We start from the raw sequence: 22,282 nt of genomic DNA on the forward strand, positions 1-22,282 counted from the left end.
CGATCCCGTCGTCCCGTGTCTCCGCCTTCGATCAACCGCTCGGGCCTTCAAACGGCTCGAAGGGCTTGGCGCCGGGCGATTGCGGATGAACCGGCCCGACGCTTCCTTTCCCGCACGTTTTTCGTGCCGTCGGGTCCCTTTGAATATGAAGGGCCCGTTAATGCCTCTCTACGAACACGTCTTCCTGGCGCGCCAGGACGTGACGGCCCAGCAGGTCGAGACCATGGTCGAGACCTACAAGGGCGTCATCGAAGCCAATGGCGGCAAGGTCGAGAAGATCGAGATGTGGGGCGTGAAGTCCCTCGCCTACCGCATCAAGAAGAACCGCAAGGCGCATTTCACGCTCCTCAACGTCGACGCCCCCCCGGCCGCTCTGGCCGAGATGGAGCGCCAGATGCAGATCTCCGAGGACGTCCTCCGCTTCATGACCGTCCGCGTCGAAGAGCTCGAGTCCGAGCCGTCGGCGATGATGCAGAAGCGCGACCGCGACGACCGCAAAGATCGTGAGCGCGGCCGTCGTCGGGACGACGAAGGCTTCGGCGGTGGTGGATTCGGCGGCGACCGCGATCGCGGCGACCGGGGTGATCGCGGCGACCGGGGCGACCGCCCCGAGCGCAGCTTCGGCGGGGAGGCTTAAGTCATGGCATTTGGTGCTGGACCCGGTGCACCCGCCGCTGGCGGGGCTGGTGGTGGTGCGGGCGGCGGACGCCGTCCCTTCTTCCGTCGTCGGAAGACCTGCCCCTTCTCGGGCGCGAACGCGCCCAAGATCGACTACAAGGACGTCAAGCTCCTGTCGCGCTACGTCTCCGAGCGCGGCAAGATCGTGCCGTCGCGCATCACGGCCGTGTCGGCCAAGAAGCAGCGCGAGCTCGCCCAGGCGATCAAGCGCGCCCGCTTCCTCGGCTTCCTGCCCTACGTGATCAAGTAAGCGCCCCGGCGCTCGCCCCGGCCCGTCACCACGGGCCGGGGCCTCACGCCGCTCGCGCGGCACACAGGTTCGTACCGGCCGATCCGACAGGTGGGCCGGGAATCGTTGGGGCCGGACGTGCCTCTAACCCTGCCCGGACCGGGACAGTGGGACAGCGGGATTGATGACACAGTTTCTCGGCATCGGTATCGGCGCGGGCCTCGTCTCCGCCCTCCTCTTCGGCGTCCTGCTGAAGGCGACGGCGCTCGCGATCCTGCTCTACCTGCTCGCCCCGCTCCCGATCCTGATCGTGGGCCTCGGCTGGAGCCACCGGGCCGCTCTCGTGGCCGCCGTGACCGGCGCCCTGGCCCTCGCCCTCGTGGTCCAGCCCTTCCTCGGCCTCGGCTTCTTCGCCTATCTCGCCCTGCCCGCCTGGTGGCTCGCCTATCTGGCGCTGCTCGGACGGCCGGGCGCCGACGGCACGATGGAATGGTATCCGACCGGGCGCCTGCTCGCCTGGACCGCCGGGACGGCCGGCCTCGCCTTCGTGGCCATCGCGGTCATCGCCGCCCCGAACTACGAGACCTTCCAGTCCCAGCTGCGGGGCATGACCCGGACGCTGATCCAGGTCCGGGCTGACCGCGCCGCCAATCCGGCGCCCCCCGCTCCGAAGCCGGACGCCCCCGAGGCAGACGCCAAGCCTCCGGCCGAGGCCCCGGCCGAGCCGGGTCCGCAGGATCCCGCCGAGGCGACCCGGACGGAGGTCGCCAACGCCCTCGCGGCCATCGCGCCCGGGCTCGCCACCCACGGCCTCACGGTCCTGCTGACCTTCTATCTCTGGGCTGCCGCCCGCATCGTGCGCATCTCCGGGCGCCTGCTCCGCCCCTGGCCGGACCTCGCCGCGACGATGATGCCGCGCCGGGTGCTGGCCGTGCTCGGGGGTGCGGTGCTGCTCGCCCTGGTGCCGGGCTATCCGGGCGTGCTCGGCGTCGCCGTGGCGGGGGCGCTCAGCGCCGCTTTCGCCATCCAGGGCCTCGCCGCCTTCCACGACCGCAGCCGCGGCCGGCCCGGGCGCCTCGCCCTCCTGCTCGGCCTCTACCTGATCCTCTTCTTCACCCAGGGCGTCGCTCTCGTCGCCCTGACCCTGTTCGGCATCGCCGATACCGCCCTCGACCGCCGACGTCCCCGCGACGCGGCCGGACGACCCTGATCCTCCCCCCCAACCGAAGGACCAACACCATGGAAGTCATCCTCCTCGAGCGCGTCGCCAAGCTCGGCCAGATGGGCGAGACCGTGAACGTGAAGCCGGGCTACGCCCGCAACTTCCTCCTCGCCCGCGGCAAGGCCCTGCGCGCCACCGACGGCAACAAGAAGCACTTCGAGACCCAGCGCGCCCAGCTCGAGGCCCGCAACCTCGAGCGCAAGTCCGAAGCGCAGTCCGTCGCCGAGACCCTCGAGGGCAAGAGCTTCGTGCTCATCCGCCAGTCGGGCGAGACCGGCGTGCTCTACGGCTCGGTCTCGACCCGCGACCTGGCCGACGTCGTCACCGCCGACGGCTTCACCGTGGGCCGCGACCAGTTCGCCCTCAACCAGCCGATCAAGACCCTGGGCCTGCACACCGTCCCGGTCGTGCTGCACCCCGAGGTGGAGGTCTCGATCACGGTGAACGTCGCCCGTTCGCCCGAAGAGGCCGAGCGTCAGGCCCGCGGCGAGTCCACCACCGAGCGCGAGGCCTTCAACCTCGACGACCTCGGTCTCGAGGTCGGTGCCGCCCTCGCCGAGGCCGGCGACGACCGCGAGTAATCACGCCACAGGACGGTGAAGAATGGGGACGACCGGCCTTAACGGTTGACTAGTTCCGCATTTGTTCCAGCATGGACGCCCGTCATCCGCGAGGATGGCGGGCGTTTCTGCGACCGCCCTCCCCGTCCGCGCGTCCAAAGAATGCGGCCGCGACGGAACGGGAAGCCGCAAAGCGCGAATCGGCTAAGGTTCGGCTAACCATGCCGGCGCCATGGTCGGGCGATAGCGACGTGCGGCGGCGGACCACCGCGCGGACGATGAATCGACGAGTCGGAGCCTCGAATCAGCCCATGGCCCTGCCCAACGCCCTGACGGCCAACCTTCAGCCCGTCGCGCAGGAATTCCGCGTCGCGCCGCACAACATCGATGCGGAGCAGGCCCTGCTCGGCGCGATCCTGGTGAACAACGACGCCTATTACCGGATCTCGGACTTCCTCCTGCCCGAGCACTTCATGGAGGACGTCCACCGCAAGATCTTCGAGGTGGCCTCGCAGCTCATCAAGGCGGGCAAGCTCGCGACCCCCATCACCCTGAAGACCTACCTGGGCGACGCCGACCTCGGCGGCCAGACGGTGATGCAGTACCTGGCGCGCCTCGCCGCCGAGGCCACCACCGTCATCAATGCCGGCGATTACGGCCGCACCATCTACGACCTCGCCATCCGCCGCCGCCTCATCACCATCGGCGAGGACCTGGTGAACGGCGCCTACGAGGCGCCGGTGGAATCCTCGCCCCGCGACCAGATCGAGGGCACCGAGCGGCGTCTCTACGAGCTCGCCGAATCGGGCAAGTACGATGGCGGCTTCCAGAAGTTCTCCGACGCCCTCACGGCCGCGGTGGACATGGCGGCCAAGGCCTACCAGCGCGAGGGCAAGCTCTCGGGCGTCGCCACCGGCCTGTCGGACCTCGACGCCAAGATGGGCGGCCTGCAGCGCTCGGATCTGATCATCCTCGCGGGGCGCCCGGCCATGGGCAAGACCTCGCTCGTCACCAACATCGCCTTCAACGTCGCCAAGGCCTACCAGTCGGAGAAGCTGCCGGACGGCCGGACCGAGACGAAGAACGGCGGCATCGTCGGCTTCTTCTCCCTCGAAATGTCGGCCGAGCAATTGGCGACCCGTATCATCGCCGAGCAGTCGGGCGTGCCGTCCTACAAGATCCGCCGCGGCGACATCCAGCCGGCGGAATTCTACAAGATCACCGATGCCGCCCGGGACATGCAGACGATCCCGTTCTACATCGACCAGACCGGCGGCATCTCCATCGCGCAGCTCGCCGCCCGCGCCCGGCGCCTCAAGCGCCAGAAGGGCCTCGATCTCCTCATCGTCGACTACCTGCAGCTGCTCTCCGGCTCGGGCAAGCGCAGCGACAACCGCGTGCAGGAGATGACCGAGATCACCACCGGCATGAAGGCGCTGGCCAAGGAGCTGGCGGTGCCGATCATCGCCCTGTCCCAGCTCTCCCGTCAGGTCGAGAACCGCGAGGACAAGCGCCCGCAGCTCGCCGACCTGCGCGAATCGGGCTCGATCGAGCAGGACGCCGACGTGGTGATGTTCGTCTTCCGCGAGGAATACTACGTCAACAACAAGAAGCCCCGCGAAGGCACGGAGGAGTTCTTCGCCTGGGAGGCCGAGATGAACCGCGTGCACGGCAAGGCCGAGGTGATCCTGGGCAAGCAGCGTCACGGCCCCACCGGCACCGTCGAGCTGCAGTTCGACGCCAACATCACGCGCTTCTCGGATCTCGCGCAGTCCGACCGCCTGCCGGAGCAGATGTAGGCGGACGGCTTCTGGCCGGGGCCGCCTGCGCGCCGACGCGCCTCGCGGACGATCCCGGAATCCTGTAAGATCGCCCGCATTCGTGAACCGTCGCACTCGGACGCGAGAAGGAGCGACCGTGGCACATCCCAAGCGCGTCGAGGCCGAACCGCGCCTCGGCGCCTCCTATGACGGCGATCTGGCCGCCTGGTCCCTTGAACAGGCCGGACATCTGCGTCAGCGCGCCTGGGCGAAGCTCGACATCCCTCATCTGATCGACGAGGTGGAATCGGTGGCGCGCGCGGAACGGAACGCCCTGACGAGCGCACTTCGGATCATCCTGCTGCACCTTCTGAAATGGGACCATCAGCCGGACATGCGAAGTCGGAGCTGGACGACCTCCATCCGCGTCCAGCGCCTCGCCGCACTGGAGCGGATGGAGGACAGTCCGAGCCTCGGAGCGCAGATGGAGGACCTCCTGGCCCGTGCCTATCGACGCGCACGGATCGAGGCGGCGGCCGAGACGAATCTCCCAGAGGCCACCTTTCCCGAGACCTGTCCCTATTCCGCCGACGCGGTGCTGAACCGTGACATGCCCTGGCCCCAGGCCGCCAACGAGAAGGCGGGCATCTCATCCGAGCCCTGAATGATTTGGAACGGCGCCCGATGCTCGAAGGCACCCACGGCGCCCGCCTCACCATCGACCTGGCGGCCATCGCGGAGAACTGGCGGCGGCTCGGAGCGCAGGCGCCGGGGGTGGCGTGCGCCGCCGTGGTCAAGGCGGATGCCTATGGCTGCGGCCTCGCCCGGGTCGCGCCCGCTCTGTGGGCGGCCGGGTGCCGGACGTTCTTCGTCGCGCACCTGAGCGAGGGGATCGCGGCCCGGGCCATCCTGCCCGAGGCGACGATCTACGTGCTGAACGGCCTCCTGCCCGGCCTCGGCCCGACGCTGGCGGCGCATGCGCTGCGGCCGGTCCTCGGCAGCCGGGAGGAACTCGCCGAATGGGCCGCCCTGGCGGAGGCCGCCGCCGCCCCCCTTCCGGCGGCCCTGCACGTGGACACCGGCATGAACCGCCTCGGCCTCTCGGTGCCCGAGGCCCTGGCACTCTCGGGCGATCCGCTGATCGCGCGCGCCGGCATCGCGCTGCTGATGACCCACCTCGTCAGCGCCGAACTGGCGAGCGACCCGGTCAACACGCGCCAGAGGGCGGATTTCGCGCGGGTTCGGGCCGCGCATCCCGGACTGCCCGGCTCCTTCGCCAACTCCTCCGGGATTTTCCTCGGGGCGGCGGCGCATCACGACCTGCTGCGGCCCGGCTACGCCCTGTTCGGCGGCAACCCGACCCCGTGGAAGCCCAACCCGATGCGGCCGGTGGTGCGGTTGGACGCGCAGGTCGCGCAGATCCGCGACGTCTCGCCGGGAGAGACCTGCGGCTATAACGGCCGCTGGCGGGCCACCGAGCCGCGGCGGCTGGCGACCCTCTCGATGGGCTACGCGGACGGCTATCCGCGCGCCGCGAGCGGACGCGGCATCGCCTTGGTCGACGGCGTCCGCTGCCCCATCCTCGGGCTGATCTCGATGGACCTCGTCATCCTCGACGTCACCGACGCCCCCGAGACCCGGCGCGGCACGACCGCGACCCTGATCGGCGATGCCCTCGACGTCGACACGGTCGGACGCGCCGCCGGCACCATCGGCTACGAGATCCTGACGGGTCTGGGTTCTCGCTATGTTCGCCATTATGTGACAGGAACCGGGGGCTGACCTCCGCCTGATCCGGGCGAGTCCTCCGGCTCCTCCAGCGGAATCGCGATGGCCAAGATCCAACAGAGCTTCGTCTGCCAGTCCTGCGGGGCGGTCTACAACCGCTGGCGCGGGCGCTGCGAGGCCTGCAACGGCTGGAACACCATCGTGGAGGAGACCGGGGCCACCGGTCCCCAGTCCGGGCCGGTCAAGACGCGGCCGAGCCGGGCCCGCGGCCGCGTCTTCGCCCTGGAGGGCCTGACCGGCGCGGTGAAGGAGGCGCCGCGCATCCCGTCGGGGATCAACGAGCTCGACCGCGTCACCGGGGGCGGCTTCGTGCGCGGTTCGGTGATCCTCCTGGGCGGCGATCCCGGCATCGGCAAGTCGACCCTGCTGATGCAGGCCTCCGCCGCCATGGCCCGCACGGGCGAGCGCGTCGTCTACATCTCGGGCGAGGAGGCGGTGGCGCAGGTGCGCCTGCGGGCCGAGCGCCTGGGCCTGACCTCGGCGGCGGTCGAACTGGCGGCCGAGACCAATGTCGAGGACATCGTCGAGACCCTGTCGCAGGGGCGCCCGCCGGCGCTCGCGATCATCGATTCGATCCAGACCATGTGGACCGAGACCGTGGAATCCGCCCCCGGCACCGTCACGCAGGTGCGCGGCTCGGCCCAGACCCTGATCCGCTTCGCCAAGACCAGCGGCACGGCGGTGATCCTCGTCGGGCACGTGACCAAGGACGGTCAGATCGCCGGCCCCCGCGTCGTCGAGCACATGGTCGATGCCGTCGCCTCCTTCGAGGGCGACCAGGGTCATCACTTCCGCATCCTGCGCGCGGTGAAGAATCGCTTCGGGCCCACCGACGAGATCGGCGTGTTCGAGATGACCGACATGGGACTGGCCGAGGTTCCGAATCCGTCCGCGCTGTTCCTCGCCGGCCGCGACCACGCGGCCCCCGGCACCGCGGTCTTCGCCGGCATGGAGGGCACGCGCCCGCTCCTCGTCGAGATCCAGGCCCTCGTGGCGCCCTCCTCCCTCGGGATGCCCCGTCGGGCGGTGGTCGGCTGGGACCCGAACCGCCTGTCGATGGTGCTGGCGGTGCTGGAGGCCCATGGCGGCATCCGCCTGGGCACGCACGACGTCTACCTCAACGTGGCGGGCGGCCTGCGCATCTCGGAGCCCGCCGCCGATCTCGCGGTGGCCGCCGCCCTGGTCTCGTCCCTGTCCGGGGCCACGCTGCCGCCCGAGACGGTGTATTTCGGCGAGATCGGGCTCTCCGGTGCGGTCCGCCCGGTGGCCCAGGCCCCGGCGCGGCTCAAGGAGGCGCTGAAGCTCGGCTTCGCCAAGGCGGTGATGCCGCAGGGGCGCGGCGAGGGCGGCGACGGCGCCCTCTCGACGGAGGCCCTGCGCCACATCGCAGACATGGTGGCGGGCATCGCCAGCAACGGTCCGCGCCGGGTCGCGCAGCGCCGCGGCCACAACCCGCCCGATTACGGCGACGACGATTAGGCCCTCGGCCGCACGGGCGGCCCGGTGAGCGGGCCTCGCTCGAGACCTCGGATCAGGTCTAGCGCCGGCCCGAGCGGAGGGCCGACAGACGATCCCGGCCGGGCGGAAGGTCAGGCCCGCGATCCCGGCGATGTGTTTCGGCGCAAAACCAGAAGACGGCCGGCACGCCGCCGAGCAACGCGGCGCTCGGCCGGCTTTCTTGCCGTCGGAAACGGCCGGAAGACGTCGTCATGGGGCCGGGCGTCACGCCGGACCCGCACGAGCACCGGGCGGGAATGGGCCTCCACGCCAGGGTGACGGCCGAGTTTCCGCACGATATACAGGGCCGCGGCCGGGGGAAGCCGCACGATCCGGTCATCGTCGCCGCTCCGCCCCTTGAAGTGACAATCGTCAGAGATGCCGTTCTCCGTTCTCGATCTCGTCGTGCTGGGTATCGTCGTGGTCTCGGCGCTGTTGGCCGCCGTGCGCGGCGCGACCCGCGAAGTGCTCGCCATCATCGCCTGGGTCGCCGCCGCCGCCATCGCCTGGAAATTCCATCCGCTCCTGCTGCCCACCGTCAGCCAGCACGTGACGAATGCCACCGTCGCCCTGGTGGCCTCGATCGCGGCGATCTTCCTGGTGACGCTGATCGTCGTGTCGATCATCACCGTGAAGGTGTCGGACATGATCCTCGATTCGCGCATCGGCGCGATCGACCGTTCGCTGGGCTTCCTGTTCGGCGCCGGCCGCGGCTTCCTGATCTGCGTCATCGGGTGGGTGTTCCTGGCCTGGCTCGTGCAGGGCAAGATGCCGCCCTGGGCGTCCGAGGCCCGCAGCCGCCCGATGCTGGAGAAATCCGGCGAGGCCCTGGTGGCCCAGCTGCCCGAGAATCCGGAAGGCTTGCTGAAGCAGTTCAAGAAGCCCAAGACCGAGACGCCGGCCGATCCCGTCGAGCCGCCGGAAGGAGAAGTCCCGGCCCAGCGCCGCACCGAAGCGCCAGCCACGCCTGCCCCGCGACGCTGATCTGCGCGTCTACGCGCTTGGTTGCAGCGCGAAGGCCGACTACATGACGGCTTCTTGACGGTGCCCGCCCGGGATTCGCGCGGGGCCAAGCAGGGAACGACATCATCATGTCTGTAGCCAAGTCGAGCGCCCGCCCCCCTGTCGAGGTCGTGGACGGGCTCGACCGCGACGGCGACACGCTGCGCGAGGAGTGCGGCGTGTTCGGCATCTTCGGCCATCCCGATGCCTCCGCCATCGTCGCCCTCGGCCTGCACGCCCTGCAGCATCGTGGCCAGGAGGCGGCCGGCATCGTCTCCTTCGACGGGGCGGTCTTCCATTCCGAGCGCCGGCCCGGCCTCGTCGGCGATTCGTTCTCGGATCGCTCGACCATCGAGCACCTCGAAGGGCCGGCCGCCATCGGCCACGTCCGCTACTCCACCACCGGCGGCACCATCCTGCGCAACGTGCAGCCGCTCTTCGCCGAACTCGCCAGCGGCGGCCTCGCCGTGGCCCACAACGGCAACCTCACCAACGCCCTCTCGATCCGCCGCGACCTCGTGCGCGACGGCGCCATCACCCAGTCCACCTCCGACACGGAGGTGATCCTGCACCTGGCCGCCCGCTCCCGGGCGCCGCGCATCGTCGAGCGCTTCACCGAGGCCCTGCGCCAGATCGAGGGCGCCTACGCCATCGTGGCGCTCACCAACAAGAAGCTCATCGGCGCCCGCGATCCCATGGGCATCCGCCCCCTGGTGCTCGGCGAGCTCGACGGCCGCTACATCCTGGCCTCCGAGACCTGCGCCCTCGACATCATCGGCGCCAAGTTCATCCGCGACATCGAGAACGGCGAGATCGTGGTGATCTCGGAAGAGGGCATCGAATCGCTCCGCTTCGCCCCGGCCCAGCCGATGCGGCCGTGCATCTTCGAGTACATCTACTTCGCCCGGCCGGATTCGGTGGTGAACGGCAAGAGCGTCTACGCCGTACGCAAGAACATCGGCCACGAACTGGCCCGGGAATCGGCAACGGAGGCCGACGTGGTCATCCCGGTGCCGGATTCGGGCGTACCGGCGGCGCTGGGCTTCGCCCAGGAGACCGGCCTGCCCTTCGAGATGGGCATCATCCGCAACCACTATGTCGGGCGCACCTTCATCCAGCCGACCCAGTCGGTGCGCGAGCTCGGCGTCCGCATGAAGCACTCGGCCAACCGCGCGGTGGTCGAAGGCAAGCGCATCGTGCTGGTCGACGACAGCCTCGTGCGCGGCACCACCTCGGTGAAGATCGTGCGCATGATGCGCGAGGCCGGCGCCCGCGAGGTGCATTTCCGGATCGCCTCGCCGCCGATCACCTACCCGGACTTCTACGGCATCGACACGCCGGAGCGGGAGAAGCTGCTCGCCGCCACCCACGACCTCGAGGGCATGCGCCGCTACATCGGCGCCGATTCTCTGGCCTTCCTGTCCATCGACGGCCTCTACAAGGCCATGGGCGAGGCGCGGCGCGACGAGGCCTGCCCGCAATACACCGACCATTGCTTCACCGGCGACTATCCGACGGGCCTGACCGACCTCGCCATCGCGGGGCCGCGCCGCCTCGCCATGCTCGCCGAAGCCGATTGAGCGCACGATGAGCCACCCGACCCAGCCGCTCGCCGGACGCATCGCCGTCGTCACCGGCGCCTCCCGCGGCATCGGCCGCGCCGCCGCCCTCGCCCTGGCCGAGGCCGGCGCGCACATCGTCGCGGTCGCCCGGACGCAGGGCGGCCTGGAGGAGCTCGACGACGCCATCCGGGGTCTTGGCGGCAGCGCCACCCTGGTGCCCCTCGACCTCACGGACTACGACGCCATCGACCGCCTGGGTGCGGGCATCCACGAGCGCTGGAAGCGCCTCGACATCCTGGTCGGGAATGCCGGCATCCTCGGCAACCTCACGCCGATCGGGCACGTGACGCCCAAGACCTGGGCGCAGGTGATGGAGATCAACGTCACGGCGAATTACCGCCTGATCCGCTCGTTCGACCCGCTGCTGCGGGCCTCCGATGCGGGCCGGGCCATCTTCGTCACCTCCGGCGCGGCGCAGAAGTGCCGGGCCTACTGGGGGCCCTATTCCGTCTCGAAGGCCGCCCTCGACGCCCTGGTGCGGACCTACGCGGCCGAGACCGCAACGACGCCCGTGCGGGCCATGCTGCTCAATCCCGGCCCGCTGCGGACCGCGATGCGCAAGGCCGCGATGCCGGGCGAGGACGCGATGACCCTGAAGACGCCGGAGGATCTCGCGCCGCACTTCGTGCGTCTCGCGAGCCCGGATTTCTCGGAGTCCGGCAAGATCTACGACTTCCCGAGCGACCGGATCCTGACGCCGCAGATGGCGAGCTGACGCCCGGACGCCGCTCCCCCCTGCTCCCGTTTCCCGAGACACCCATGATCGACGTTCGCTGCATCTGCGCCATCGGCCTCCGCGGACAGCTCGGCCTGAACGGGCACCTGCCCTGGGAGGGCAACACCGATCCGCTCTTCGTGGAGGACGTCACGCGGTTCTTCGCCATCACCATGGGCCACGTGCTGATCGCCGGGCCGAAGACCGTCGCGTCGGTGCCGGACTTCGCCTTCAAGGACCGGACCATCGACGTCATCCGCAGCCACGAGGACCCGGAGGCCGTGCTGGCGCGCTATCCCGGGCGGCGTATCTTCGTGGGCGGCGGCATCGCGGTCTGGGACGTCTACGCCAAGTACATCCAGCACTGGGACATCACCCGCCTGCCCTATGACGGCGAGGCCGACCGCTGGTTCGACCCGGCCTGGCTCGTCGGCGGCCCCGCGCGGGCACAAACCGTCTCCTGACGGGTTGAGGGGAGCGACCATTCCACAAGGCTCCCGATGACCTCAGCCCCCTACCGCTTCGGCATTGAGGAGGAATACTTCCTGGCGGATGCGGAGACGCGCGGCACCCCGCGTCGTTCGGTGAAGCCGTTCCACGTCCAGGCGGGCGAGGAACTGCCCGAGATCGGGCGCGAACTGCTCCAGTGCCAGGTCGAGGTCTGCACCCCGCCCTCCACCGATTTCGCCCAGGCGCGCGACGTCCTCGCCCGCCAGCGCTCGGCCCTGGGCAAGCTCGGGCGCGAGCACGGCCTCCTGGTCTTCGCGGCCGGCACCCATCCGGTGGCCGACTGGGCCCGCCAGCTCCCCACCAAGGGCGACCGCTATCGCGGCATCCTGCGCGACGTCGGCCTCGCCGGGCGCCGCAGCCTGATCTGCGGCATGCACGTCCACGTCGAGGTGCCGGACCCCGACGCCCGCATCGACCTGATGAACCGGCTCCTGCCGTACCAGCCGCTGCTGCTCGCCCTCTCGGCCTCCTCGCCGTTCTGGCAGGGCAAGCCGACGGGCCTCAGCGCCTATAGCCTGAGCGCCTTCGGCGAGCTGCCGCGCACCGGCCTGCCCGATCTCTTCACCGACACGGCGGCCTACGAACGCTACGTCCGCATCATGACCCGGGCGGGCTCGATCCAGGATGCCAGCTTCCTGTGGTGGTCGCTCCGCCCCTCGATCAAGTTCCCGACGCTGGAATTGCGGATCGCCGATTCCTGCTCCCGGCTGGAGGACGCGCTCACCATCGCGGCGCTCTACCGCTGCCTCGTCCGCCTCGTGGTGCGCCGGCCGGACCTCAACGCGAACCTCGACGGCGTCTCGCGGGCGCTGGCCCAGGAGAACCTGTGGCGGGCGCAGCGCAGCGGCACCGAGGCCGAGCTGATCGACGAGGCGAGCGAGGAGGCCCTGCCCTTCGCGCAGGCCCTGGACACCCTCCTGGCGCTCATCGCGGAGGACGCCGCCGCCCTGGGCTGCGAGCCGGAGGTCGCCCAGGCCCGGAGCATCCTCACGAACGGCACCAGCGCCGAGCGCCAGATCGCGACCTTCGAAGCGACGCGCAACGGCGACACCTCCAACCGCCAGGCCCTCGACGCGGTGGTGGACTGGCTGTCGGAGACGACCTGCGGCACCGCCTGAGCGGTGCGCCCGAGCCTCAGCCCTTGTTCTCGCGGTCGAACGGGTTCCTCGAAGTCCGCAGCGAGAGCCGGATCGGCGTGCCCGGCAGCGCGAACGATTCGCGCAGGCCGTTGACGAGGTAGCGGGTGTAGGATTTCGGCAGGCCGTCGAGCTGGTTGCCGAACAGGGCGAAGTGGGGCGGGCGGCTCTTCACCTGGGTGGCGTAGCGGATCTTGATGCGCCGGCCCGAGACCGCCGGGGGCGGATTGCGCTGCAGCGCCTCGCTGAGCCAGTCGTTGATCCGCGAGGTCGAGACGCGGGTGCTCCAGGTCTCCTCGGCGTTGGTCACCGCCTGCATCAGCTTGTCGATGCCCTCGCCCGCGAGACCGGAGAGCGGCACCACGGCGACGCCGCGGACCTGGGGCAGCAGGCGGGTGCAATCCTCGCGCAGCTTCTTCAGGAGACCGTTCTGGTCGGCGACGAGGTCCCACTTGTTCAGGCCGATGACGAGGGCGCGGCCCTCGCTCTCGATCAGGTCGACGATGGTCAGGTCCTGCTTCTCGAACGGGATCGTGGCGTCGAGGAGCACCACCACCACCTCGGCGAAGCGCACGGCGCGCAGGCCGTCCGAGACCGCGAGCTTCTCGAGCTTGTCGTCGATGCGCGCCTTGCGACGCATGCCGGCGGTGTCGTGGAGCTTGATCCGGCGGCCGCGCCATTCCCAGTCGAGGGAGATTGAGTCGCGGGTGATGCCCGCCTCGGGACCCACGAGGAGGCGCTCCTCGCCGAGCATACGGTTGATCAGCGTGGACTTGCCCGCATTGGGGCGGCCGACGATGGCGACCTTGAGGGAGCGGTTCGACGGATCGTCGTCGTAGTCCTCGTCCTCGTCGTCCGGCTTCGGTAGGGATTCGATCAGCGCGTCGTGCAACTCGCCGATGCCCTCGCCGTGCTCGGCCGAGAACGGGATCGGGTCGCCGAGGCCCAGCGAGAACGCCTCGTAGGCGCCGGACAGGCCGGCACCCCCCTCCGCCTTGTTGGCGATGAGGATCACCGGGCAGCCGGCGCGGCGCACCATCTCGGCGAAGGGCTGGTCGGCCGGGAGCACGCCCGCGCGGGCGTCGATCACGAACAGCACCACGTCGGCCTCGAGGATCGCGGCCTCGGTCTGCGCACGCATCCGGCCAATCAGCGAGCCGGGATCGGCCTCTTCCAGGCCGGCGGTGTCGATGATGCGGAAGACGAGACCACCGAAATTGACGTCGCCCTCGCGCCGATCGCGGGTCACGCCGGGGCGGTCATCCACCAGGGCGAGCTTCTTGCCCACGAGGCGGTTGAACAGGGTCGACTTGCCGACGTTCGGCCGTCCGACGATCGCGACGGTCGGCATATCCATGGTGTGCTCGTTTCGATCAGGCGTCCGGGAGAAGCGGGTCGAGGGCTCAGCGCGTGACGGGTGGGGGAGCGGCCGGGGCGGCGGGAGCCGCAGCGGTCACGGTGACGGGTCCGCCGGCCACCAGGGCCGCGTAGACCTCGATGCGCTGGCGTAGGTTCTGCGGCGTCTGCGGGTCGGCGTTGATCTGGTCGAACCAGCGGCCGGCGCCGTCGTAGTCGCCGCGCTTCAGGGCGACGAGCCCCAGCATCTCGCGGGCGGTGTGGCGGAACGGGCCGTTCGGCGCGGCGAGGCCCTGGAGCGTCGCCAGGGCGGCGTCGGGCTCCGTGCCGTCGAGGCGCAGCAGGGCCGAGCGCAGGCGGGCGAGGTCGCGCAGGCCGGTGCTCACCTTGGTGTCGTTGGCCAGGGCGTCGTACTCGGCGGCACCGGCCTTCGGATCGCCCTTGGCGGTCTCGGTGGCGGAGCGGAAGCGCGCCAGGAGGGCGTAACCCGAGGGCGCATCGCTCTCGATCGCCGCGAAAGCCTTGTCGGCCTCCGCCGTCTTGCCCTCGCGGGCGAGGCGGTTGGCGACCTCGAAGCGCTCGGACGCCGCCTCGGCGCGCACGCGCTGGTCGTGCTGCCAGTAGCGCCAGCCGCCGACGGCGGCCACCACGAGGATCGCCAGGGCGATGATCACGCCGCTGTAGCGGCGCCAGATCTCGGCGACCTGATCGCGGCGATAGTCCTCGTTGACCTCGCGGATGAACTCGTTGTTTTCGGCCATGTCGTCTCACGCCGATCGGGAACCGAGCGGCCGCTGCATGAAGATGAAGGCCTGCGCCTATCACAGGCGCGGGCCGTTGGCGACCGGCTTCCACGCGAGGCCCTTCGGTCCGGACGCGTCTCAGGCCTGGCCCGGCCAGGCGGCGACGCCGATCAGGAGCGGGTGCAGGTAGCGCGCGAACGCGAACCAGACGCCGAGGCCGATGACGACGGCCAGGGCGTCGTTGCGCCAGCCCGCCGGTGCGGCGGCGGGGCCGCCATGCTGCGCGGCCACGGCCCCGGGGGCGAGGGCCCGCCGCTTGGCGCTGATCCGGGCCATCACCGCCCAGGCGAGGAAGCTGCCGAACAGCAGGATCGAGCCGAGGTCGCCATTGGCCAGCAGGTGCGCGGTGGCCCAGATCTTCACGGCCAGCAGCATCGGGTGCTTGGCCCGGGCGCGGATGTGCCCCGGCAGGTAGGCCGAGGCCAGGGCGACGAAGGCCAGGGCGGTCAGGAGCAGGGCGAGGTGGCGGGTCCAGACCGGCGGGTCCCACACGGCGATGTAGCCGGACTGGCGATAGAGGTGGAAACCGTAGGCGATCAGCACGAGGCCCAGGAGGGAGGCCAGGGTGTAGGCGAGCTTGTAGCGGCCCTCGCCGACCTGATCGATCACCCGCGCCCGCCGTGCCCGTGCCATGGAGAAGGCATGCGTGCCGAGGAAGAGCACGAGCCCGAGGATGAGGAGGAGCATGGAAGGCCTTCGCGGGAGGGCGTCGGGGATCTGTGGACAGGGCCGGAATCGGACGCGTGCGCACAATCGAACTGTAACGGTTCAAAACCCAATCTGCGGCCGATGTCCAGGGACTCCCGATGACGCGCCCCCTTCCCCTCGCGGCCCGGCTCCTGCTCGCGCTGGTCTGCCTCGGCGGCCCGGCGCGCGCCGCCGCGGAGCCGCCGCTCTCCGCCCTGACCCTGGTCGGCCCCCCGGTGGTGATGTTCAAGGCCGGGCGCGACGCCTGCGACGGGGTCGACGTGCCCGACGCCTCGGCCCGCGCCTTCCGCGAGGCCTCCGGCGCCGTCGCCCTGTTCGGCATGCACTACCGGAACCGCACCTTCCGCGGTCCCCGCCTCGACGCCCTGAAATTGGACTGCGCGGTGGTGCTCGAATCCGGCGGCAAGGCCGATCCGGCCGCCTACGACGACGCCTCGTGGATCACCGCCACCTGGACCGAGGACGGCCGCGCCGTCGCCGCCCTGGTCCACCACGAGTACCGGGCCAACGAGCATCCGGGCCGCTGCCGCGCCAAGGAGTACATGGCGTGCTGGTACAACAGCGTGGTGGCGGCCGCCTCGACCGATAGCGGACGCAGCTTCACCCGCGCGACCCCACCGGTGGTCGTGGCCGGCGCCCCCTTCCGCCAGGAGGTCGGGCAGGGCAGCCATCGCGGCTTCTTCAATCCGTCGAATGTCTTCTCGGACGGGACCTGGCGCTACTTCCTCGCCTCCACCACGGGCTGGACACAGCCGGGCAGCGACCAGTCCGCGGGGGTCTGCCTGTTCCGCACCCGCGATCCCGCCGACCCGACGCAGTGGCGCGCCTGGACCGGCACCGGCTACACGGCGGCCTTCCCCGACCCCTACGCGAAGCCCGCCAAGGCGGCGGCGACCTGTGCGCCGGTCGCGCCGTTCCCGACACCGGTCGGGGCCGTCGTGCGCCACCGGGGCAGCGGCGCCTGGATCGCGATCTTCATGGCCAAGGCCGGGCCGGGCTTTCCGCAATCCGGCTTCTACTGGACCACCTCCCGCGACCTGCTGAACTGGGACACGCCGCGCCTGCTCCTGGCCGGCGCCACCCTGTACGACGATCCCTGCCGGGCGCCCGGCGGACTCATCGCCTATCCGTCGCTGCTCGATCCCGACGCGCAGGGGCGCAACTTCGACGACACCGGCGACACGGCCTTCCTGACCTACGTGACCCTGCGCACCGAGGGCTGCACCATCACCTCCGACCGCGACCTTCTCCGGCGCAACCTCGCGATCAAGGTGTGGCCGTGAGCCCCGCCTCCGGCCGCCGCACGAGGTCGATGAAGGCCTGCAGCGGCGGGGGGATCTGGCGCCGGCCGGTATAGTACAGGAACAGCCCGGGGAAGCTCGGACACCAGTCGGGCATCAGGCGAACGAGCCGACCGGACGCCAGGAGGTCGGCGACGCTGTCCTCGAAGACCAGGCCGAGGCCGAGCCCCGCCAGGGCCGCCTGCACGATCATCTCCTGTTCGTTGACGACGAGGGGACCGTCGACGGAGACCGCCAGCGCCCGCCCGTCCTTCTCCAGTTCCCAGCGATACACCGCACCGCCGGGAAAGCGCTGCCGGATGCAGCGGTGCGCCACGAGATCGGCCGGGCTCTCGGGCGTCGGCCGTCCGGCCAGATAGGCGGGGGCGCCCACCAGGGCGAAGCGCTGGGGCCCTCCGAGGGGCACCGCGATCATGTCGCCGGCCAGGTGCTCGCCGAACCGGACGCCGGCATCGAACCCGCCGGCCACCACGTCGGTCAGCGCATCGTCCCCCACGACCTCGACGCGGACGCCGGGATAGAGCGCGAGGTACCGCGCCACCAGCGGCATCAGGACGAGGCGGCAGGCCGCGCGCGGCGCGTTGATGCGCAGGGCGCCACCGAGCGTGGCGCGGAACGCGCCCGCGGCTCCGACCGCCGCGGCGATCTCGGCCAGGGCCGGCCCGATCCCCGCGAGCAGGGCCGCCCCCGCCTCGGTCGGCGCGACGCTGCGGGTGGTCCGGTGGAGCAGACGCACCCCCATCCGGGTCTCCAGGCCCCGCAGGGCGTGGCTCAGCGCGGAGGGGGACACCCCGAGTTCGAGGGCGGCCCGCCGGAAGCTGCCGTGACGGGCGATGGCCGCGAACGCCGCGAGGTCCGCGAGGTCGGCCCGCTGCATTGATGAGCCTCGCTCAACGGTTCGTCCAGGAGTGTCGATCTTATCGCCGATCCGGCCCCATGGCACACCGATGCGGCGAATTTCGAACCCAGGCACCGCGATGCGACAGCACCCCCTCGGCCAGACCGGCCTTACCGTCTCCGTCCCCGGCCTCGGCTGCATGGGCATGTCCGAATTCTACGGGCCGGCCGACGAGACGGAGTCCCTCGACGCCCTCGCGGCGGCCCTCGACCTCGGCTACGACTTCCTCGACACCGCCGACACCTACGGGCTCGGCCATAACGAGACCCTGCTGGGCCGCTTCCTGAAGGGCCGCCGCGACCGGGTCGTGCTCGCCACCAAGTTCGGCATCGTCCGCCCCTCCCACAGCCCCGACGACAGCGCGAAGCGGCGGATCGACAACACGCCGGCCTATCTCACCGCGGCCTGCGAGGCGTCGCTGACCCGGCTCGGCGTCGAGACCATCGATCTCTACTACTGCCACCGCCGCAACCCGAAGACCCCGCTGGCCGAGATGATCGGCGCGATGGCGCGCCTAGTCGAGCAGGGCAAGGTGCGCGGACTCGGGCTGTCCGAGGTCTCGCCCGAAACCCTGCGGGCCGCCCACGCGATTCATCCGATCGCGGCGGTCCAGAGCGAGTATTCGCTGTGGAGCCGGGGACCCGAGGACGAGATGCTGCAGACCTGCCGCGACCTCGACGTCACCTTCGTGGCATACGCACCGCTCGGACGCGGGTTCCTCACCGGCAGCCTCGATCCAACGCGGCTCGCCGCGGACGATTTCCGCCGGGGAAATCCACGCTTCCAGGCCGACGCCCTGACCCGGAATCAGCGCCTGCTCGACGGGCTCAGCGCCATCGCGGCGCGCCGGAACGCCAGCTCCGGCCAGATCGCCCTCGCCTGGCTCGTCGACCGGGCACCGGGCGTCGTCCCGATCCCGGGGACGCGGCGGGTGTCCCGCCTCGCCGAGAACGCCGCGGCCATGGACCTCGCGCTCACCCCCGGCGAGATCGCCGAGCTCGACGGGCTGTTCCCGCCCGGCGCCGCCGCCGGCGCCCGCTATGCCGCAGGAGGAACCGCCGGCATAGAGGTTCTGTGACGACCGCCGTCAGAACTGGCGCAGATACGGAGCCGGCTTCTGGCCGAGGATCCGCCAAGTCCCTGCCAGACCGAGGAGAATCGCGAAGGCGACCGCGAGGGTCGCCGCGAGGATCGCCCCCGACAGGTCGAGGGTGAACTCGAGCTTCATCACCCGGGTGACGATGACCCAGCCCGCCAGGGTGCCGGCGGCGAGCCCGAAGATCGCCGTGGCGAGGCCCAGGGCGCCGTATTCGAGGGTGTAGGCCGCCAGCAGCCGGCCCCGCGTGGCGCCCAGGGTCTTGAGCACGACCGCGTCGTAGAGCCGGGCGCGGTGCCCGGCCGCGAGGGCGCCGGCCAGAACGAACAGACTCGCCACCACGGCGACGCCGCTGGCGCCGCGAATGGCCAGGACCAGCTTGGCGACGATGTCGCTCACGGCCTCCAGGGCCTCCTTCACCCGCACGCTGGTGACGGAGGGGTAAGCCTTTGCCACGTCACGCAGAATTTCCGCCTCTGCCTTAGCGTCGGGTCCGTTCGGCAGGGTGAGGGTCGCCAGATCGGAGTGCGGCGCGCCCCGGAACGTCCCCGGCGAGAACACCATGACGAAGTTGATCCCGAGCGAGCGCCACTCGACCTTGCGCAGGTTGGCGACCCTGGCCGTCAGCGTCCGCCCCAGGACGTTGACAGTCACGTTGCTGCCGACGGCGAGGTTGAGCTTGCCCGCCAGTTCGGCATCGAAGGACACAAGCGGCGTCCGAGCCTCCTCGGGGGTCCACCAGTGACCGCCGACCAGAGACGAGCCCTCGGGAAGGTCGTCGGCGTAGGTGATGCCGCGGTCCCCGTCGAGCACCCAGGCAGCATCCTCGGGCGCCTTGATCTCGCCGGCCGGAACGCCGTTCAGGGCGGTGATCCGACCGCGCATCATCGGAACGCGTTCGATCTTCGCCCCCGGCGACAGTCCGCCTAGGAAGGCGTGGAAGGCGTCCGCATCGCTGGACGGGATGTCGAGGAAGAACAGGTTCGGCGCCTTAGCCGGCAGGGAATTCGTCAGCGTCCGCCGAACGTTGGCGTCGATCAGGCTCAGGGTGACGAGAAGGGTCACGCCGAGGCCAAGGGAGAGCACGATGGCGGGCGTGAGCGCTCCCGGCCGATGCAGATTCGCCAGGGCCATGCGGGGAGCCGCCATGCGCGGGCGCGGGAGGCGTCGCGCCACCGCCATCAGCCCGAGGGCGACGAGGCGCAGCAGCCCGAAGGCGAGCCCGGCGGCAACGATGAAGACGAGCGCCAGGCGCCGGTCGAAGGCGGTGACCAGGGCCAGCCCGATCAGCCCCACGAGGGCGGCCGCCAGGATCAGGCGATAGCGCAGGCGGGTGCGGGCGGAACCCGGATCGACCACGTCCCGGAACAGCCCCGAGACGGGAATGTCGTGGGCGCGCCCCAGGGGCTGGATGGCGAAGGCGACCGCCGTCAGGAATCCATAGGCCGCCGCGAGCGCGAGCTCGCCGGGCGCGATGGTCGGATTGAGCGGCAGCGGCAGGGCATCGTGGAACAGCGCGTCGAGGCCGAAGGGCAGGAGCGCGCCCACCGCGAGGCCGATCGCGATCCCGAGGGCAGCGATCAGCAGGACCTGGGTCAGGTAGAGCACCACCACCTGTCCGCCCGGCGCACCGACGCTCTTCAGGGTGGCGATGGAGCCGCGTTTTCGCTCGACGAAGGCCGCGACCGCATTGGCGACCCCGACGCCGCCGACGATGAGCGCCGTCAGGCCGACCAGGGTGAGGAACTGGGTGAAGCGCTCGATGCTCTTGGCAAAGCGCGGATCGGCGTTGGTGCGCGCCCGCATCTCCCAGCCCGCATCCGGAGCAGCCTTGGCGATGGCGGCGGCGCGCGTCTCGAGATCGGCGTCTCCGACCCCCGGGATCTGCAGGCGATAGCTCCAGCGGTTCAGGCTGCCCGGCCGGATCAGGCCCGAGGCCGTCAGGGCCTTGTGCGTGATCAGCACCCGGGGGCCGAAACCGATACCGTTGGCGATGCGATCGGGCTCCGACACGAGGGTGGCGCGGATCGCGAACGGCTTGCCCGCGATGGTGATCCGGTCACCGACCGTGAGGTCGAGGCGAGTGAGCAAGGCCGGGTCCGCCACCGCGCCGGCAGCGCCGTCGCGTTCGGCCAGGAGATCGGCGAGGGGTTCGGCCGGTTCGGTGACGAGTTCGCCCGTGGTGGGGTAGTCGGCGCCCACCGCCTTCAGCTCGACCAGGGCCGCGCCGGTCTCTCCGGCCACGGCCATGGCGCGCAGGGTCGTGACCACGGAGACGCGACCCTGCGCATCCAAGGCGGCGCGCTCCTCGGGCGTCGCCTCCCGGTTGATCAGGCTGTAGGTGAGATCGCCGCCGAGGATGCGCGCCCCCTCGCGGCCGAGACCGTCGGTGAGGGAGCGCGAGATCGAGGCGACGCCGGCGATGGCCGCGACGCCGAGGGCGATGCAGGCGAGGAACACGGTGAAGCCCGCCAGCCCGCCGCGCAATTCGCGAAGCGCGAGGCGCAGGGTGAGTGGAACGTGCCCCCCTGAGGAACGTCCGCTCGGCTTGGGAAGGGTGCCATGCATCGGGTCAGGCCTGGACCGGCACCGGCGCTTCCACCCGGCCAGAGCGGAGGCGGACGGTGCGGTCACAGAGACGCGCGAGGCCGGGGTCGTGGGTGACGAGGACGAGGGTCGCGCCGCGGTCGCGCTTCAGGGCGAAGAGCAGGTCGACGATCTGGCGACCGGTCGCCTCGTCGAGGTTGCCGGTCGGCTCGTCGGCCACGAGGATTGCGGGGTCGGGCGCGATAGCCCGCGCGATGGCGACCCGCTGCTGCTCGCCACCCGAGAGCTGGGCCGGATAGTGGTGCAGACGGTGGCCGAGCCCGACCGCCTCCAGCTCGACCTGTGCCCGGCGGTGCGCGTCGGGCTGGTCGGCGAGTTCGAGGGGCAGCGCCACGTTCTCCAGGGCGGTCATCGTCGGGACGAGGTGGAAGGCCTGGAACACGATGCCGATGCGGCGCCCGCGAAAGCGCGCCAGGGCATCCTCGTCGAGGCTTCCGAGATCGGTGCCCTCGACCAGGATGCGGCCCGAATCCGGCCGTTCCAGGCCCGCCATGACCATCAGCAGAGTCGATTTGCCGGAGCCGGAGGGACCCACGAGACCGACCGCCTCGCCCGGCGCCACGTCGAGGGAGATGCCGCGCAGGACATGGACGCGCGCCGCCCCACGGCCGAGGCTGAGGTCGATGTCGGAGAGGGCGATGGTCTGCGCCGTCGGCGCAATGGGGTTGTCGGACTTCAACGGGCGACCGATCTGTGTGCAGCTGTCGTCATCGTGACGGCGGGCAAGGTGGATGCAAGGGTCGGGGTTGTGATCGAATGGGTCTGTGTGGAGTCTCACGCTTCGCCGATATGGT

The 22,282-nt window shown here is 70.8% G+C and carries 21 protein-coding genes; 15 read left to right on the forward strand and 6 right to left on the reverse strand.

Annotation, left to right across the window (positions count from 1 at the left end; translation table 11 throughout):
- Positions 1-160: 160 nt before the first annotated feature.
- The 13 genes from rpsF to ASG51_RS22850 all read left to right on the forward strand — a co-directional run bounded on the left by rpsF (position 161) and on the right by ASG51_RS22850 (position 12,701).
- Positions 161-637, forward strand: coding sequence for a 30S ribosomal protein S6 (rpsF, locus tag ASG51_RS22790; RefSeq protein WP_055956175.1), 477 nt, complete (start codon positions 161-163; stop codon positions 635-637).
- A gap of 3 nt (positions 638-640) precedes the next feature.
- Positions 641-928, forward strand: coding sequence for a 30S ribosomal protein S18 (gene rpsR, locus ASG51_RS22795; RefSeq protein WP_056173092.1), 288 nt, complete (start codon positions 641-643; stop codon positions 926-928).
- A 163-nt stretch (positions 929-1,091) separates the two neighbouring features.
- The gene (locus ASG51_RS22800; RefSeq protein WP_056218984.1) at positions 1,092-2,117 is read left to right on the forward strand and encodes a DUF2232 domain-containing protein; all 1,026 of its coding nucleotides are present in this window, start codon (positions 1,092-1,094) and stop codon (positions 2,115-2,117) included.
- A 29-nt stretch (positions 2,118-2,146) separates the two neighbouring features.
- On the forward strand, positions 2,147-2,710 hold the full coding sequence (gene rplI / locus ASG51_RS22805) for a 50S ribosomal protein L9 (RefSeq protein WP_056218980.1): 564 nt from the start codon (positions 2,147-2,149) through the stop codon (positions 2,708-2,710).
- Positions 2,711-3,000: 290 nt separating this feature from the next.
- On the forward strand, positions 3,001-4,488 hold the full coding sequence (locus tag ASG51_RS22810; RefSeq protein WP_056218979.1) for a replicative DNA helicase: 1,488 nt from the start codon (positions 3,001-3,003) through the stop codon (positions 4,486-4,488).
- Positions 4,489-4,606: 118 nt separating this feature from the next.
- The gene (locus ASG51_RS22815) at positions 4,607-5,113 is read left to right on the forward strand and encodes a DUF29 domain-containing protein (RefSeq protein ID WP_082487664.1); all 507 of its coding nucleotides are present in this window, start codon (positions 4,607-4,609) and stop codon (positions 5,111-5,113) included.
- A gap of 20 nt (positions 5,114-5,133) precedes the next feature.
- Positions 5,134-6,231 carry an alanine racemase gene (gene alr / locus ASG51_RS22820; protein WP_056383209.1) on the forward strand — a complete coding sequence of 366 codons (1,098 nt, stop codon included), beginning with the start codon at positions 5,134-5,136 and terminating at the stop codon, positions 6,229-6,231.
- Between the two features lie 48 nt (positions 6,232-6,279).
- On the forward strand, positions 6,280-7,716 hold the full coding sequence (gene radA, locus ASG51_RS22825) for a DNA repair protein RadA (protein ID WP_056218973.1): 1,437 nt from the start codon (positions 6,280-6,282) through the stop codon (positions 7,714-7,716).
- A gap of 396 nt (positions 7,717-8,112) precedes the next feature.
- Entirely contained in the window at positions 8,113-8,718 is a 606-nt protein-coding gene (locus tag ASG51_RS22830) for a CvpA family protein (RefSeq protein ID WP_056218968.1), read from the forward strand.
- 107 nt (positions 8,719-8,825) lie between these two features.
- Complete coding sequence (gene purF, locus ASG51_RS22835; protein ID WP_056218966.1) at positions 8,826-10,316, forward strand: amidophosphoribosyltransferase; 1,491 nt, start codon at positions 8,826-8,828, stop codon at positions 10,314-10,316.
- A 7-nt stretch (positions 10,317-10,323) separates the two neighbouring features.
- The gene (locus ASG51_RS22840) at positions 10,324-11,073 is read left to right on the forward strand and encodes an SDR family NAD(P)-dependent oxidoreductase (protein WP_056383212.1); all 750 of its coding nucleotides are present in this window, start codon (positions 10,324-10,326) and stop codon (positions 11,071-11,073) included.
- Positions 11,074-11,117: 44 nt separating this feature from the next.
- Positions 11,118-11,537 carry a dihydrofolate reductase gene (locus ASG51_RS22845; protein ID WP_056383215.1) on the forward strand — a complete coding sequence of 140 codons (420 nt, stop codon included), beginning with the start codon at positions 11,118-11,120 and terminating at the stop codon, positions 11,535-11,537.
- Positions 11,538-11,573: 36 nt separating this feature from the next.
- Positions 11,574-12,701 (forward strand): carboxylate-amine ligase, encoded by a 1,128-nt coding sequence (locus ASG51_RS22850; protein ID WP_056383218.1) that lies wholly within the window; start codon positions 11,574-11,576, stop codon positions 12,699-12,701.
- A 16-nt stretch (positions 12,702-12,717) separates the two neighbouring features.
- Here ASG51_RS22850 and der read toward each other — a convergent pair whose 3' ends face one another.
- The 3 genes from der to ASG51_RS22865 form a co-directional block, all read right to left on the reverse strand.
- Complete coding sequence (gene der / locus ASG51_RS22855) at positions 12,718-14,076, reverse strand: ribosome biogenesis GTPase Der (protein ID WP_056383221.1); 1,359 nt, start codon at positions 14,074-14,076, stop codon at positions 12,718-12,720.
- Between the two features lie 46 nt (positions 14,077-14,122).
- The gene (locus ASG51_RS22860) at positions 14,123-14,836 is read right to left on the reverse strand and encodes a tetratricopeptide repeat protein (RefSeq protein ID WP_056383223.1); all 714 of its coding nucleotides are present in this window, start codon (positions 14,834-14,836) and stop codon (positions 14,123-14,125) included.
- Positions 14,837-14,956: 120 nt separating this feature from the next.
- Positions 14,957-15,565, reverse strand: coding sequence for an NnrU family protein (locus ASG51_RS22865; protein WP_056273304.1), 609 nt, complete (start codon positions 15,563-15,565; stop codon positions 14,957-14,959).
- 119 nt (positions 15,566-15,684) lie between these two features.
- Between ASG51_RS22865 and ASG51_RS22870 the strand changes: the two genes are divergently transcribed.
- Positions 15,685-16,869 carry a hypothetical protein gene (locus ASG51_RS22870; RefSeq protein ID WP_056383225.1) on the forward strand — a complete coding sequence of 395 codons (1,185 nt, stop codon included), beginning with the start codon at positions 15,685-15,687 and terminating at the stop codon, positions 16,867-16,869.
- Here ASG51_RS22870 and ASG51_RS22875 read toward each other — a convergent pair.
- Positions 16,853-17,764, reverse strand: a complete 912-nt coding sequence (locus ASG51_RS22875; protein ID WP_056383227.1) for a LysR family transcriptional regulator — start codon at positions 17,762-17,764, stop codon at positions 16,853-16,855. The two genes, ASG51_RS22870 and ASG51_RS22875, sit on opposite strands and share 17 nt — an antisense overlap.
- Positions 17,765-17,864: 100 nt before the next feature.
- Here ASG51_RS22875 and ASG51_RS22880 point away from each other — a divergent pair, with 100 nt between their 5' ends.
- On the forward strand, positions 17,865-18,863 hold the full coding sequence (locus tag ASG51_RS22880) for an aldo/keto reductase (protein WP_056383228.1): 999 nt from the start codon (positions 17,865-17,867) through the stop codon (positions 18,861-18,863).
- A 9-nt stretch (positions 18,864-18,872) separates the two neighbouring features.
- On the opposite strand, the gene ASG51_RS22885 is transcribed toward ASG51_RS22880, so the two are convergent.
- Positions 18,873-21,449, reverse strand: coding sequence for an ABC transporter permease (locus ASG51_RS22885; protein WP_056383230.1), 2,577 nt, complete (start codon positions 21,447-21,449; stop codon positions 18,873-18,875).
- A 4-nt stretch (positions 21,450-21,453) separates the two neighbouring features.
- The gene (locus tag ASG51_RS22890; protein ID WP_244472739.1) at positions 21,454-22,167 is read right to left on the reverse strand and encodes an ABC transporter ATP-binding protein; all 714 of its coding nucleotides are present in this window, start codon (positions 22,165-22,167) and stop codon (positions 21,454-21,456) included.
- Positions 22,168-22,282: the final 115 nt, after the last annotated feature.

The sequence above is a fragment of the Methylobacterium sp. Leaf465 genome (assembly GCF_001424705.1).
Taxonomy (GTDB): domain Bacteria; phylum Pseudomonadota; class Alphaproteobacteria; order Rhizobiales; family Beijerinckiaceae; genus Methylobacterium.

Bases quoted from the DNA above. Each gene is read 5' to 3' on its own strand.
- ASG51_RS22845 (WP_056383215.1), top strand. From the start codon at position 11,118: ATGATCGACGTTCGCTGCATCTGCGCCATCGGCCTCCGCGGACAGCTC.
- ASG51_RS22850 (WP_056383218.1), top strand. From the start codon at position 11,574: ATGACCTCAGCCCCCTACCGCTTCGGCATTGAGGAGGAATACTTCCTG.
- ASG51_RS22830 (WP_056218968.1), top strand. From the start codon at position 8,113: ATGCCGTTCTCCGTTCTCGATCTCGTCGTGCTGGGTATCGTCGTGGTC.
- ASG51_RS22840 (WP_056383212.1), top strand. From the start codon at position 10,324: ATGAGCCACCCGACCCAGCCGCTCGCCGGACGCATCGCCGTCGTCACC.
- ASG51_RS22860 (WP_056383223.1), bottom strand. From the start codon at position 14,836: ATGGCCGAAAACAACGAGTTCATCCGCGAGGTCAACGAGGACTATCGC.
- rpsR (WP_056173092.1), top strand. From the start codon at position 641: ATGGCATTTGGTGCTGGACCCGGTGCACCCGCCGCTGGCGGGGCTGGT.
- alr (WP_056383209.1), top strand. From the start codon at position 5,134: ATGCTCGAAGGCACCCACGGCGCCCGCCTCACCATCGACCTGGCGGCC.
- radA (WP_056218973.1), top strand. From the start codon at position 6,280: ATGGCCAAGATCCAACAGAGCTTCGTCTGCCAGTCCTGCGGGGCGGTC.
- ASG51_RS22810 (WP_056218979.1), top strand. From the start codon at position 3,001: ATGGCCCTGCCCAACGCCCTGACGGCCAACCTTCAGCCCGTCGCGCAG.
- der (WP_056383221.1), bottom strand. From the start codon at position 14,076: ATGGATATGCCGACCGTCGCGATCGTCGGACGGCCGAACGTCGGCAAG.
- ASG51_RS22865 (WP_056273304.1), bottom strand. From the start codon at position 15,565: ATGCTCCTCCTCATCCTCGGGCTCGTGCTCTTCCTCGGCACGCATGCC.
- rpsF (WP_055956175.1), top strand. From the start codon at position 161: ATGCCTCTCTACGAACACGTCTTCCTGGCGCGCCAGGACGTGACGGCC.
- rplI (WP_056218980.1), top strand. From the start codon at position 2,147: ATGGAAGTCATCCTCCTCGAGCGCGTCGCCAAGCTCGGCCAGATGGGC.
- ASG51_RS22880 (WP_056383228.1), top strand. From the start codon at position 17,865: ATGCGACAGCACCCCCTCGGCCAGACCGGCCTTACCGTCTCCGTCCCC.
- ASG51_RS22885 (WP_056383230.1), bottom strand. From the start codon at position 21,449: ATGCATGGCACCCTTCCCAAGCCGAGCGGACGTTCCTCAGGGGGGCAC.
- ASG51_RS22800 (WP_056218984.1), top strand. From the start codon at position 1,092: ATGACACAGTTTCTCGGCATCGGTATCGGCGCGGGCCTCGTCTCCGCC.
- ASG51_RS22870 (WP_056383225.1), top strand. From the start codon at position 15,685: ATGACGCGCCCCCTTCCCCTCGCGGCCCGGCTCCTGCTCGCGCTGGTC.
- ASG51_RS22875 (WP_056383227.1), bottom strand. From the start codon at position 17,764: ATGCAGCGGGCCGACCTCGCGGACCTCGCGGCGTTCGCGGCCATCGCC.
- purF (WP_056218966.1), top strand. From the start codon at position 8,826: ATGTCTGTAGCCAAGTCGAGCGCCCGCCCCCCTGTCGAGGTCGTGGAC.